This window comes from Sphingobium estronivorans (assembly GCF_008692605.1).
Classification (GTDB): domain Bacteria; phylum Pseudomonadota; class Alphaproteobacteria; order Sphingomonadales; family Sphingomonadaceae; genus Sphingobium; species Sphingobium estronivorans.
In genome coordinates this window covers 111879-125647 of record NZ_LFCT01000004.1, presented here as the reverse complement: position 1 = coordinate 125647, position 13769 = coordinate 111879, and the positions used below count along the sequence as shown (strand labels likewise).

The 13769-nt window shown below is 66.2% G+C and carries 10 protein-coding genes; 9 read left to right on the top strand and 1 reads right to left on the bottom strand.

Annotation, left to right across the window (positions count from 1 at the left end; genetic code table 11):
• Positions 1–5 precede the first annotated feature (5 nt).
• From F7P65_RS04615 to F7P65_RS04595, 5 genes are all read left to right on the top strand, one after another.
• Entirely contained in the window at positions 6–1745 is a 1740-nt protein-coding gene (locus F7P65_RS04615; RefSeq protein WP_150290584.1) for an ATP-binding cassette domain-containing protein, read from the top strand.
• 1 nt (position 1746) lies between these two features.
• Positions 1747–3090, top strand: a complete 1344-nt coding sequence (locus F7P65_RS04610; protein WP_162854532.1) for an HlyD family type I secretion periplasmic adaptor subunit — start codon at positions 1747–1749, stop codon at positions 3088–3090.
• Between the two features lie 115 nt (positions 3091–3205).
• Positions 3206–3463, top strand: a complete 258-nt coding sequence (locus tag F7P65_RS04605; RefSeq protein ID WP_240334206.1) for an acyl carrier protein — start codon at positions 3206–3208, stop codon at positions 3461–3463.
• A complete protein-coding gene (locus tag F7P65_RS04600) occupies positions 3460–4677 on the top strand; it encodes a beta-ketoacyl-[acyl-carrier-protein] synthase family protein (protein ID WP_150290582.1) in 1218 nt (405 codons plus the stop codon). Before F7P65_RS04605 ends, F7P65_RS04600 begins: the two co-directional genes overlap by 4 nt.
• A gap of 9 nt (positions 4678–4686) precedes the next feature.
• Positions 4687–5793 (top strand): acyltransferase family protein, encoded by a 1107-nt coding sequence (locus F7P65_RS04595; protein WP_150290581.1) that lies wholly within the window; start codon positions 4687–4689, stop codon positions 5791–5793.
• Here the strand turns inward: F7P65_RS04595 and F7P65_RS04590 are convergent.
• Complete coding sequence (locus F7P65_RS04590) at positions 5723–6646, bottom strand: glycosyl hydrolase (protein WP_162854531.1); 924 nt, start codon at positions 6644–6646, stop codon at positions 5723–5725. The genes F7P65_RS04595 and F7P65_RS04590 overlap by 71 nt on opposite strands.
• 214 nt (positions 6647–6860) lie before the next feature.
• Here F7P65_RS04590 and F7P65_RS04585 point away from each other — a divergent pair, with 214 nt between their 5' ends.
• From F7P65_RS04585 to F7P65_RS04570, 4 genes are read left to right on the top strand one after another with little or no spacing between them, the layout of a single operon-like run.
• Positions 6861–7898 (top strand): glycosyltransferase family 2 protein, encoded by a 1038-nt coding sequence (locus F7P65_RS04585; protein WP_150290579.1) that lies wholly within the window; start codon positions 6861–6863, stop codon positions 7896–7898.
• The gene (locus F7P65_RS04580; protein ID WP_150290578.1) at positions 7891–10917 is read left to right on the top strand and encodes a trifunctional glycosyltransferase/class I SAM-dependent methyltransferase/polysaccharide deacetylase; all 3027 of its coding nucleotides are present in this window, start codon (positions 7891–7893) and stop codon (positions 10915–10917) included. Before F7P65_RS04585 ends, F7P65_RS04580 begins: the two co-directional genes overlap by 8 nt.
• Entirely contained in the window at positions 10914–11930 is a 1017-nt protein-coding gene (locus F7P65_RS04575; RefSeq protein WP_150290577.1) for a glycosyltransferase family 2 protein, read from the top strand. The genes F7P65_RS04580 and F7P65_RS04575 overlap by 4 nt, the downstream gene beginning before the upstream one ends.
• A complete protein-coding gene (locus tag F7P65_RS04570; RefSeq protein WP_150290576.1) occupies positions 11927–13768 on the top strand; it encodes an ABC transporter ATP-binding protein in 1842 nt (613 codons plus the stop codon). Before F7P65_RS04575 ends, F7P65_RS04570 begins: the two co-directional genes overlap by 4 nt.
• The last annotated feature ends 1 nt before the right edge of the window (position 13769 follow it).

Sequence of the window (13769 nt, the reverse complement as noted above, 5' to 3'; positions counted from 1 at the left end):
CCGGTTTGCAGGACGACACGCATCACGCGCTGCGCGAGTTGACGGCGGGCAGCAGAAGCACGCTGGCGGGATTGCTGTTCCTGACCGCCGCGCTGGCACTGTTCCCGATCATCCTCGCCATTTACTGCATCCTGGTTTTCGACGTGGCGATGGTGGCGCGCAGCGGCGAAAGCCTGCTGGGCATCGTGCTGCTGATGCTGGTCGCGCTGGCCTTCACGACCGGTCTTGCGTTGCTGCGGTCGCGAATCCTGCTCCAATATGCCAATGCCATCGACATCCGGCTGGGCGCGACAACGGCGGCGATGCGTGGCCGTTTGCCCCATGCGGACGGCAGCCGCGCGCAAGACATGCAGATCGGCCATGCGCAGGACAGCGTTCGCGCCGCGCTCGGCGGACCGGGGACGCTGGCGGCATTGGACCTGGCTGCCTTCCCCCTCTTCCTGATCGTGCTGTTCCTCCTGAGCGGCTGGCTGGCGCTGGCGCTGGCGATTGCGGGCCTGATCGGCGGCGCGTTTCTGCTGTCCGGCTGGCGGCGCGCCCGGTCGCTGGTGTCCGCCATGCTCCCGGCCCTGACAGAGCGCCATCTTCTGACCGAAAATCATCGCCGCCACCACGGTCTGGTCCGCGCGCTGGGCATGCGCCCGACCATGGTAACGGAACGGCGCAAGGCCGAACGCCGCGTCGCCATTCCCGCCTGGACGCTGGACCGGCTGGCCACGACCCAGAGCGTCATCGGCGCGATGCTGCTCAACACGCTGTTCGCGGCGCTGATCGCGATCGGCGCGATCCTTGCAGTGTTCGACCGGGCCAGCCTGGGGATCGTCATCGCGTCCGCGCTGCTGGGGTGGAAGGCCATGGCGCCCTTCGCATCGGTCGCCGGCAGGCTGCCGGAACTGGCTTTGGGCTGGCAATCGCTGCGCAATCTGGGAACGTTGCTCGGCGCGGCTCCGGCCCAGCCGGACAAGCTGCCGCTGCCCGCGCCGGAAGCCAGCCTGCGGGCGGAACAGGTCGCCGTGGCGGCACCCGGCACCCGCACGGTTCTGCTGCGCGACGTGAGCTTCGCGCTGACGCAAGGCACGATATTGGGAATCATCGGCGTGGCCGGTTCGGGCAAATCCTCCCTGCTCAAGGTGCTGGCGGGGATATGGCCCACGCTGGCCGGGACGGTGCGGCTCGACGATGCCGCTCTCGACCAGTGGCAAAGCGACATATTGGCGCGGCACGTCGGCTATATGCCGCAGACCATCGATTTGTTCGACGGCACGATTGCCGACAATATCGCGCGCTTCACCCCCAACGCGCAGCCGGACGACATTATCGAGGCGGCGACGGCGGCGGGCATCCACGACATGATCGTGCGGATGCCCGAAGGCTATCTGACGCAGGTGGGGGAAGAAGGCTACAGGCTGTCCGTCGCCGAACGTCAGCGGATCGCGCTGGCACGAGCGCTATACGGCAAACCCTTCCTTCTGCTGCTGGACGAACCGGCGACCCATCTCGACGGCCGGGGCCAACAGGCGCTGAGCGAAGCGCTGGCCCGGGCGCGGGCGCGGGGGGCCATCTGCGTCATCGTCGGCAACGCATCGGCCACCGTCGATGCGGCGGACTCTATATTGGTGCTGCGCGACGGCGCGGTACAGGATTTCGGGCCGAAACAGGATGTGCGGCAACGCCTGCTGGAAGCGCGCAAGCCCGTCAGAACGGAAAAGACCGGGACGCCCAGCGCAGACGGGCAGGAGCAGTGAGATGAATTACCAGTTGCCCAGCACCTTCGTCGCGGATGACGAGGCGGAATTGTTCGCCCATCCCGAGGTCGCCCTGCGCCGCAGCGTCCGCATCAGCCTGATCGCGGTCGCCGCGCTGTTCCTGTGCCTGTTCCTGCTGGCGGCGGTCATCCAGACGCGCGGCGCGGTGATCGGCCAGGGCGAGGTGACGGTCGAGAGCCGCGTCAAGCAGATCGCCCATCCCAATGGCGGCGTCATCGCCGAAATGTTCGTCAAGGAAGGCGACCGGGTGCAGAAGGGACAGAAGCTGATGCGGCTGGACAGCACCGTGTCGGCCACCAGCGCGGCCCGCATGGGCGACAGCGTGGACCAGCTGCTCGCCGCGCGCGTGCGCCTGACGGCCGAGCGCGACGGGCGGCCGGCGCTCGGCTTCCCGGCCGAGATGACGCGCAACCCGACGCCCGCCGCCCGGCTGGCGATGGCGCAGGAAATGCAATTGTTCGAAGCCCGGCGGCGCGCCCGTGCCGGGGAACAGGCGCAATATGCCGAGCGCATCCGGCAGGCGGGCGAGGAAATCCGTGCCTTGCAGGCGCAGGCTGCGGCCGCCAACAAGCAATCGCAGCTCATCGCCCCGGAGCGGGAGGGCGTGAAGTCGCTCTACGAACGCAAGCTCGTCACCATCTCGCGCCTCAATCAGTTGGAGCGCACCGCGGCGGATCTGGAAGGCACGGAAGCCTCGCTGGGTGCGCAGATCGCGCAGAGCCGGGCGCGGATCGCGGAATTGCGGCAGCAATCGATCCAGGCGGATCAGGCGGCACGGGCCGAAGCGGGCAATCTGCTGGCCGATGTGCAGTCCCGGCTCAACGATCAGGAAATCCGGTCCGTCACCGCCGGGGACAGCTATGACCGCAGCCTGCTGCGCGCGCCCTATGCCGGGATCGTCGACAAGCTGAGCTATTCGACCGTGGGCGGGGTCGTGCCGCCGATGCAGACGATCATGCAGATCGTGCCCGATTCCGACCGGTTGACCATCGAAATCCACATCAGCCCCTATGACATCGATCAATTGCATCTGGGGCAGAAGGCCGTGGCCCGCTTCACCGCCTTCAACCTCCAGTCCACGCCCGAACTGAGCGGCACGGTGGCGCGGATCGCGCCCGAAAGAACGGTCGACGACCGGACCGGCAACAGCTTCTACAAGGCGGAAGTGGAAATTGACGAACAGCAATTGCGCCGGTTGGGAACATTGCAACTCAAACCGGGGATGCCCGTCGAATGTTTCGTCCAGACGGAGAAACGGTCGCTGCTTTCCTATATCACCAAGCCACTTCGCGACCAGTTCAACCGGGCTTTCCGCGAGAATTAATCATCATCTTGTATAACCGACGATATAATTCCTTGCTTGTACGGCCAGATTTTAATCGGCATGCTGCAATTGCGAAGGTGAATATTGGCGCGCCGTCGCATTGGGGGGTAATGTCATGTCTGTTCTGGAACGGGTCAAGGCGATCGTGGGCAAGCAGATCGGCCGCGATCCTGCATCGCTCGATGACAATAGCGATCTTGCCGAGGCGGGCTATGAGTCGCTAGATGTGATCGAAACGGTCTTCGCCATCGAAGAAGAGTTCGGCATCGACATACCGTTCAATGCCAATGTCGGGGATTCGGTGCAGTTGCGGACGGTAGGCGATATCGTCACGGTCGTCGAAGATGCGTTGGCGAAACGCCAGAGCAGATGAAGCGCGTCGCCATCACCGGACTGGGCGCGATCACGCCCGTGGGCAAGACGGCGCCGGAAAGCTGGCGCGCCGTCGCTGCGGGCGAGAGCGGCATCGGCCCGATCGATATCGAGCGAGGCGATCTCGTCACCTGCCCCATTGCGGCGCAGGTGAAGGATTATGATCCCGCCGATCATTTCCCTGCCCGGCAGTTGGCGATGCTCGACCGCGTTTCGCAATTCGCGGTCATCACCGCGCGCGAGGCGCTGGCGCATAGCGGCATCGATCGGGATGACCCGGCGCTGCGCCAGGCGCCGACGATCATCGGCGTCGGCGTCGGCGGCATGCAGACGCTGGACGATAATTTCGCCCGGCTCTATGGCGAGGGCAAGCCCAGGGTGCATCCTTTTTCCATACCCAAGCTGATGACGAACGCTCCCGCCAGCCAGATCACGATGGATCTGGGCTTGCGCGGCATGGCGCTGGCCGTCGCCAGCGCCTGCGCCTCGGGTGCCCATGCGCTGGGGCTGGCGTTCAAAATGGTGCGCTCGGGCGAAGCGAAGATCGCGGTCGCGGGCGGCGCGGAGGCTTGCATCACCGCCGGCACGATGGTCGGGTGGGAGGCGCTGCGCGTCCTGTCCGCCGACACCTGCCGTCCCTTTTCCCGCAACCGTTCGGGCCTCGTGATCGGCGAAGGCGCGGCAACGCTGATCCTGGAGGAATGGGACCATGCCCGGGCGCGGGGTGCGACCATCTTGGCCGAACTGACGGGCTTCGGCGCAAATGCGGACGCCGCCGACCTGACCTCCCCCAATGCGGAGAGCACGATGGAGGCGATGCGGGCCGCACTGGCGGACGCCCGCCTCAGCCCCGCCGACATCGACTATGTCAATGCCCATGGCACCGGGACCGCGATGAACGACGAGGTGGAAAGCGCGGTCATCCGGGCCGTGTTCGATGGCGCGCCGCTGCCGCTGGTGTCGTCGGTGAAGGCGGTGCTGGGGCACAGCCTGGGCGCTGCCGGCGCGCTGGAAGCGGTGATGACGGTCAAGGCGCTACAGGAACAATTGGTGCCGCCGACCGCGAACTGCACGGACCCGGACCCCGCGCTGGGGCTGGACTTCGTGGCCGAAGGCGCGCGCCGCACGCCCGTTCGCCACGCCCTGTCCAACAGCTTCGCCTTTGGCGGCTTGAATGCGGTGCTGGCATTTTCGGCGGCCGGATCGCCGGACTGATCGCCGGCCATGACACTCGACGCCCGAGCCGATGCCGCGCGCGGCTATGTCTTGCTGGGCGTGTTTCACCTGCATATCCTGTTCGCGCTGTTGAAGCTGGCGCCCGATCCCTCCGCTTTTTCCGCGTCACTGCTGCAGATCAAGCTGCTGGCTGGGCATGTGTCGGCCTTTTTCTTCCTGGGCGGCATGGGGGCGAGGGGTCTGAAGCGACGAACGGTCGAGTCCGTCGCGATGCAGTCGGTCATGCTGCTCTTGCTGGCGGTGCTGTCGCATTTCGGCGGCTTCGCTTTGAATGCGCTGATCTATGGGCCGCCGGCGACCCTGCACGATCTGCTGCGCACATTGGTCCGCCCGATCCTGCACGGCACCGGCTATTCGACGTTCGTGGCCTGGTTCTTCGTCGTGCTCGCGGTCATCCGCCCCCTCGCCTATCTGTTCGAACGGAGCAGGATCGGCTTTGCGGCGGCAGTCACGGCGATCGCGATCGTGATCGCCTATGGGGAAAGCCGCCACTGGCCCTATAATCTTTACGAATGGCGCAACTGGCCGTTTGCCGGCCTGTTCTTCCTGATGGGCATGCGCCTTTCGCGCTCTTGGCAAGTGCCCGCCATAACGGGCGCGGGCGGGTTGTTGCTGTCGCTGGCGGCGGCGTGGTTCAATGGACCGGATCTCTGGCGCAGCGGGCTGTGCTGGACCTGCAATCTGAACTTCCTGCCCTATCCCATGGTGGGCACGGCGGGCTTCATCCCGCTGGCGTTGGTGCAGGAGGTGGGCTTCCTGCTGTTTCTGCTCTGGGTGTCCCGGCTTGACCGGCCGGTCTGGCCCCGGCGCATCGCCCGTTGGTTCGGTCGCTACTCGCTGCAATTCCTGCTGCTGCACGGATGGGTCATCACCGCTTTCTATCCCTTGCTGATCGGCGCGCTGGCCAATCAGGAGAGGCATCTGCTGCTGGCTGCGGTCCTGCTGCTCAACGCGCCGATCCATGCCTTGCTGTTCCATTTGCTGCGGCCGATGCTCGACCGGGCCATCGCGCTGTGCTTCAGCCTCAGCAGGGGGCTGGTGACACGGATCCCGACGCTGCGTCTTTCGGTTCGGACACGCATTCCGGCCCCTTGAGGCTGCCCTGCGCGGCGGCGCGGAACGCATCGCCAAGCGGGGTCAGCCGGCCGTCGCGGGTCAGCAGCGCCGATCCCAGGTCGAGATTGTCGAGACCCGCATAGGTTCCGAACCAGGCATGGCGCTCCACGAAGTCGAGATCGTCCATCATCTGGACCGCCCCTTCGAAAAAGGCCTGCTGCTGGGCGGCGGAAAAGCGATCCGGCCTGTCCCAGTCCGCCAGCGCCCATTCGGTGACCCAGACGGGGCGGCCATATTGGGCATGGACCTGCTCCAGAAAGCGTTTGAACAGGCCGATGTCCGGGTCCTGCGTATAATAATGGACCGCGATGAAATCGACGCGATAGCTCCGCCTCTCCGCCTCCGCCATGAAGCGTCCGAGCCATGACTGCGCGCCCAGCGTCTGTTCGCGCGACGTGGCGGGGGACGACAGGCGACGGGCGGCCGCCATCAGGCGCGGCCATTGGGCGAGCGCCTCCTCCACCGTCATGGCGGCCTGTTTCGGCTCATCGGGTTCGTTGAACGCCAGCATGACGGCATGGGTTTGCCCGGCGCTGTCCTGCCGTCCCCAATGCATCGGCACGAAGCGCCTGTCCGATTGGGGGGCACGCTTCGTCCAGCTATAAAACCAGCGCGCGCCGAGCCGGTCGATGTCGCGGATCATCCGCGCCTCGCCATGAAGCGGCCAGGTGCCCACGCCGATCTTTTCGGGCTGCTCGATCCTGTCGGGGCGGGCGCCGTCCCGCGCAATGGCGGGCAAAGGCGCGAACCACAGGCCAAAAAGCATGGCGATCGAAAAAAACCGGCGCGCCGGCCCAATTCGATCCTGTTTATACTCAATATTCATCATCATTGTCATAGTCATGCCTATGGCAATAGTTGCGACTGGCGTGCTTTTGCTGCATTGAACAAAAAATCCCGTCGAACGGGTCAGGGGCAATAACGGTCAGGCTATCGTGTCATATCTTCCCGCACAATCCTTGCCGGGCCTATCGAACCTGCAAGGCGTAAAACATATCGATCTTGATCGGAACGGCGCCGCTTCGCACCCCGCGGAAGGCGAAGCCATGACCGTTTTCTGGCGTTCGGGCTATGCGGTCGGCCATGTGCTGCGGCTGGACGACGGGCGGGAAAAGCGCATGGAGGCGGGGACGCCGCCCACGCCTCACGCCACCCTGCCGCCGCTCAGCGTCAGCGTGGTCATCTGCACCCGCGACCGGCCGGACGAACTGCGGCGCTGCCTCGCTTCGCTGCCGCAGCAGAGCGTGACCCCAGCGGAGATCGTTGTCGTCGACAATGCCTCGCGCGACGGACGCACCCGCGAAGTCGCGCTGGAGGCCGGCGTCGTCTATGTGCGGGAGGACCGGCCGGGGCTGGACTTTGCCCGCAACACCGGCGCCCTGCGCGCCACCGCCGACATCATCGCCTATACGGACGACGATGTGCTGCTGCACCCGCAATGGCTGGAGCATCTGCTGGCGGCCTTCGATGAGCCGTCCATCGGCGCGGTGACCGGCCTGGTGCTGCCGGGCGAGCTGGAAACGGCGGCGCAACGCCATTTCGAAAGCTATTGGAGCTTCGGTCAGGGCTATGATCGGATCGATTTTCGCGCCGCCGACTTCGCGGCGACCTCCGCACAGGTCGTTTTCCCCGCGTGGAAGGTGGGCGCCGGGGCCAGCATGGCCTTCCGCCGCGATGTTTTCGACCGGGTCGGCTATTTCGACGAGCGGCTGGATGTCGGGCAGGCCGGCTGTTCGGGCGATTCCGAATATTGGTACCGTCTGCTCGCGGCAGGGATCGATTGCCGTTACGAACCCACGGCCATTGCCTTTCACTTTCATCGCCGGGCGATGGAGGGACTGTCGCACCAGATCTATTCCTATATGCGGGGCCATGCGGCGGCGCTGATGGTGCAGAACGAACGCACCGGGCTGCGCTGCAACCTGCGGCAGGCGCTGTGGCGGATGCCGCGCTGGTATGCGGGGCGGATATGGCGGCGGCTGCGGCAGGGCCGAACCATCGAGGACCGCTTTCTGAAGCAGGAAGTCACCGGCTATTTCGCCGGCCTCCTCTTCTACTGGCGGCAGAAGCGCCCCCATGGCTGAGGCCCCGCGCGTGTCGGTCATCGTGCCGGCCTATAATGCGGAAGCGACGATCGAGGCGGCGCTCGACAGCCTGGCCGCCCAGAGCTTCGCCGATTGGGAAGCGGTGATCGTCGATGACGGGTCGACCGACGCGACAGCCGCCATCGTGGCCCGGCGCGCGGCGCAGGACAGCCGTTTCCGGTTGGTGCCCGGCGCGCGCGAAGGCGCCGCGGCAGCGCGCAATCGCGGTATTGCGCTCGCCCGGAGCCAGTGGATGAGCTTCCTGGATTCGGACGACTGGATCGATCCCCCCTTCATGGCGACGATGCTGGCCGCGCTGGAGAGCGCGCCCGCCTATCGCGTTGCCTATTGCGGCTATCGGCGGGTCATGCCCGATGGGACGATGACCGCCGGCGCGGTCGATCCACGGGTGCAGGATGCACCATTTTCCATATTTGCCCGGACCTGCGCAGTCACGATCAATTCCCTCATGATCGACCGGCAGATGGTCGTGGACGCAGGCGGTTTCGACACCAGCCTGCCGACCTGCGAGGATTGGGATCTGTGGCAACGTCTTTCCCGCGCAGGCGCCCAATGGCTGATGGTGGACCGGCCTTTCGCTTATTATCGCGCCTCCCCCGGATCGCTGACCCGCGCCAGCCGCCAGATGCTGGAGGATGGCCGCAAGGTGGTGTTCCGCGCCTTCGGACCCGATCCGCGCGTGCGTCATCCCCTGCCCTGCCATGCCGCGGGACTGGACGATGCCAGCGGGCTTTCGCCGGAGGAGGCCTATGCCTGGTTCGCCCTGTGGAACATGGTGGTTGCGCTGACCGGTGGCGACGACCGCCTCATCGACCGGGAGGTTTTGGCCGCGCTCGGCCACGGGCCCGACCGGGCGGAGGCGCTTGCCAACACGATCGTCGAGGCGCTGTCGGTCAGTCTGCGGACCGTGCCGGCCCGGCTGGCGGCGCGTTGGCCCGATTATGGCAGCGCGCTGGATCGGCTGTTCCTCGAAATGGGACAGGCCTGGGCCGATCCCCTCGCGGAACGGCGGATGCGCTATGCGCTGGATCACAAATTGCTTTGTCATGACGACCTGTCGGCGCCGCGTCCGCTGGGCCTGACATTGGGGCTGCGCATGGCCGCCGATGCGCCCACGGTCACGGACCTCGCCGGCCCGCAGGATCGGCTTTACGCCTATGTCATGCAGGGCGACAAGGTCGCCGCCATTGCCGAACCCGCCATGCTGGGACGGTTCGACCTGCTGGAATGGGTCGACCAGAGCCGCTTTCCCGATCCGGCGCGCAAGGCCATTGGCGACTTGATCGGCGCACTGGCCGCGCCGGTCGCCATCCGGCGCGCGGAAAGCCGGCACGGCATCGGCGGGCGGTGGATGGAGCGGATCGCGCGCAAGCTGGGCACGGGCGATGAATCGCGAGGGGCACGAGCGGAAGGCGCGCGGCTGGTGGACCGCCTGCCCAGACTATATCCGTCCGGCGGTCACAATCACGCTTTGGCGATGCTGGCGGTGGAGGCCCGCGCCGAAGCGTTGGAGACGCCCAGGCCCGCTCCGGCCGCGCCAGCCCTTTCGCAACCGCCTGCCGAAGCGGCGCGCGACGGGGACCGGAAGCTATTCTGGGACAGCTATTTCGCAGTGGAGGATCCCTGGAATTACGGATCGCCCTATGAGCAGGAAAAATATCGCCTGCAATTGTCCCTGTTGCCCGACCGTCCGGTCGCGAAGGCGTTGGAACTGGCCTGTGCCGAGGGGCGCTTCACCGCCATGCTGGCGGAGAAGGTCGGCCATCTGACCGCCACCGATATTGCCGAGCCGGCCGTGACGCGTGCCCGTGCCCGATGCGAAGGCAGGGGCAATGTCGATTTCGCCGTGCTCGATCTGTCCCGCGACCCGTTGCCGCAGGACATGGACCTGATCGTCTGTTCCGAAGTCCTTTATTATCTGGACGATGTCGCTGAATTGCGAGCGGTGGCCGCACGGCTGGCGGCGGCCCTGGCGCCCGGCGGCGTCATTGTCACCGCCCATGCCCATATGATCGGCGACGACCGCGACCGGACCGGCTTCGACTGGGCCAATCCCTTCGGCGTCAAGGTGATCGCGCAGGTGCTGGAGGATATGCCCGGCCTGATCCTGGAACGGTCGATCCAGACCGAACTGTATCGCGTCGACCGCTTCCGCCGCGTGGCGGAGGGAGAGGCCTCTGCCGCGCCCCTGATCGAAAGCCATGCGATGGAGGCGCCGCTGGACCCGGCGGTGGCGCGGCGGGTCATCTGGAACGGCGCGCCCACGCTGCGGGCCGAGGCCGTGGACGAGCGCCGTCCCACCCTGCCGGTGCTGATGTACCATGCGGTCAGCGACGATGGGCCCGATGCCTTGCGGCGTTATCGCGTGACGGGCCGGGATTTCCGCGACCAGATGCGCTGGCTGCGGTCGCATGGCTATCATGCGGTGACGGGGGATCATGTCCAATGGCATCTGACCCATGGCGAGCCCTTCGCCGGCCGGCCGGTCTGGATCACCTTCGACGATGGATTTCAGAATTTCGCCGATCACGCCTGGCCGATCCTTCAGGGACTCGACCTGACGGCGGAGGTATTTCTGGTGACCGATCATGTCGGCGGCACATCCCAATGGGATGCCCGGCACGGGACGCCCGCACCGTTGATGGATGCCGCGACCATCGCGCGACTGGCGCAGGAGGGGGTTTTCTTCGGCTCTCATCTCGCGTCGCATCGCGCGGCTGACGGCCTGTCGAGCCGCGAACTGGCAAGCGAATTGCTGCGATCGCGGGCGATGATCGAACGGTGGATCGGCTGGGCGCCGCGCGCCGTCGCCTCCCCCTTCGGCGCGACGGACGGCCGCTTCGGCAGGCTGGCCGAGCAATGCGGCTATGGCCTGGCGCTGGGCGGCGGCGTGGGCGCGGTGAGGCTGGGCGACTGCCCCTTCGACCTCAGCCGGATGGAGATACGCGGCGACCGCACGGTCGCGGATTTCGCCGCAATGATGGAGGCTGTGCGATGACCGACGAACGGCTGGTGAGCATCGTCATCCCCGCCTACAACGCCCGGGCGACGATTGACGAAACGCTGCGCAGCGTTCGCAGCCAGACCCATCGCGCATTGGAGATCATCGTCGTGGACGATGGGTCGCGCGACGAGACCGCCGCCATCGTGCGGTCCCACGCCGCCGCCGACCCGCGCGTGCGGTTGATCGAAACGCACAATGGCGGGGTCGCCGCCGCGCGCAATCGCGGCTGGCAGGATGCCCGGTCGGACCTGATCGCCTTTGTCGACGCGGACGACCTGTGGGCGCCCGGCAAGATCGAGCGGCAAATGGCGGCGCTCGACACGGCGGGTGCCGAGTGCGGCCTGGTATATTGCTGGTCCGCGAAGATCGACGTGCACAGCCATGTCACCGACAATCGCGACCGGCCGATGCGGGACGGCTGGGTTCTCGACCATCTGTTCCGGGGCAATTTCATCGGCAATGGCAGCGCGGCGCTGGTCCGGCGGCAGGCGTTGATCGACGCCCGGGGTTTTGAGAGCGGATTATGGCGCGCCGGAGCGCAGGGCTGCGAGGACATATTGTTCTACGCCCGCGTCGCGGAACGGCACCGCTTCGCCGTGGTGCCGGACTATCTGGTCGGTTATCGTTATCTGCCCGACAATATGTCCAGCAACATGTGCCGGATGCTGCGGTCATGGATGATGGTCGTCGATGAAATGGCCGCGCGCCATGGCGACAAGCAGGCAGTCCTCAAGGAAGGGATGGCCAATTATGCGATCTGGCTGGCGCGCCGGGCCGTGTTCCTGCGCGACGCGCGGCAGTTGACGGCGCTGGTCGCGATGCTGGCACGGCCGCAGCCGCGCCTTGCCGCGCATATCCTGTTCCGCTCGGTCCCCGGTGCCGGCATGCAGCTTGCCAGGAGTGCCGCGCGACGCCTGCGGCAGCGTCTGCGCGCCCTTCGCCATGGCCGTCGCGCGCAGGCGCCCGCGCAATCCCATATTTTCGCAATCGGGGATTGTGCACCATGACCGACGCAGCCATCCCCGAACCGACGCAGGGCAAGCGTGAACCGGGCGCGGCGCGCGCTTCCCTGAGCGACCTCCACCGGCTGCTGGCGATGGTGGGCAAACCGCGCTGGGCGACGCCGACGCTCATCATATTGGGCCTGATTTCCTCGCTCGCCGAAACCGTGGGGATCACGTTGATCCTGCTGTTCCTCTACACCGCCAGCGGGCAGGTCGCCGCAGCGGAGGGCGACGGGCTGGTCGGTCAAGTCCTGCGCGACGCCGTCAACTGGTTCGGCAGTTCGACCGAGCTGGCGCTGCTGATCCTGGTGATGATCGTCGCGCGCGGGATGCTGGCGCTGGTCTATACGCGCATCAGTTCCACCATCGGCGAGCACATCAGCGAGGCGGTGCGCAACCGCATTCACGAACAATATCTGACCGTGTCCTACGCCTTCGTGCAAGAGCATGAACAGGCCGAACTGATGGAGGTGCTGGGCACCGAAAGCTGGACCATCGCCAGCGCCTATGCCGCCTTCACCCGGCTCATCATCAACAGTTGCTCGATCCTGGTCTTCGTCCTGTTCCTGCTGGGCATGTCGGTGCCGATCACGCTGACGGCGATTGTCGGCACGCTCATCATCTCGACGGCGATGCGCTTCCTCTCCAGCCCGGCGCGAGCCCATGGCGGAGAGGTCAAGGCCGCGCACCGGAGCTTGGGCGAACATATGCTCGTCACCCTGCAGGGGATGCGGACGATCCGCGCCTATGGGCAGGAGGGCTTCCATCATGAACGCTTCATCCAGTCCTCGGCCGCGGCGCGGGAAAGCTCGCTGGCGATGCTGCGGCTGTCCGCCTGGATTCCGCCGCTGACCGAGATCGGCTATCTTGCCATATTGTGCACGATCATCGCGGCGGCGGGCTGGTGGCAGACCAGCTTCGCGGTGACGTTGGGCGCGGTCGTGCTGCTCTACCGGCTGATGCCGCACGTGCGCGAACTGGAAACCAATATGCTGTACATCGCGCAGGTGCAGCCGCAACTGCGCTCGGTGCGGTCGATGATTCAGGAGGATGACAAGGCGTATCCGGTCGACGGCACGCTGCCTGTGAATGCCGTTGCCGAGGGCATCGACTTTCACCATGTCGACTTCGCCTATGGCGAGGATCAGCCCAATGTACTGGACGCCGTCTCCTTCACCCTACCGGCGGGCAAGACCACCGCTCTGGTCGGCGCGAGCGGAGCAGGCAAGACCACCATCGTCAATCTGCTGCTCCGCCTCTACGCCCCCGTGTCCGGCGAAATTCGGGTCGACGGCGTCCGGCTGGACGACTGCCGCCGCACGGAATGGCTGGGGATGCTGAGCGTTGCCGGGCAGGATGTCGATTTGATCGAGGGCACGGTGGTCGACAATATCCGCATGGCGCGGGAGGACGCGTCGGAGGAGGATGTGATCGCCGCCGCCCGCAGCGCAGGCGTCGCCGAATTTGTCGAAAACCTGCCTTATGGGTTCGAGGAATGGGTGGGACAGGAGGGGCTGCGCTTTTCCGGCGGGCAGCGCCAGCGCATCGGCCTCGCCCGCGCCATATTGCGCCAGCCGCGCTTCATGATCCTGGACGAGGCGATGAGCGCGCTCGACCGCGATCTGGAAAACCGAATTCGCCATGCCATCGACAGCCATATGGCGGGGCGGACGATGCTGATCATCACCCATCGGCTGGAAACCGTAAGGACAGTGGATCACATCGTCTGGATCGAGGGTGGCAAGGTCCGCGCTGCCGGCCCGCCCGCGCAACTGATGGCGCAATCGCCCCGTTTCGCCGCCATGTTGGGCAATCCCGATTCGCTGGAACCGGTCGACTGAC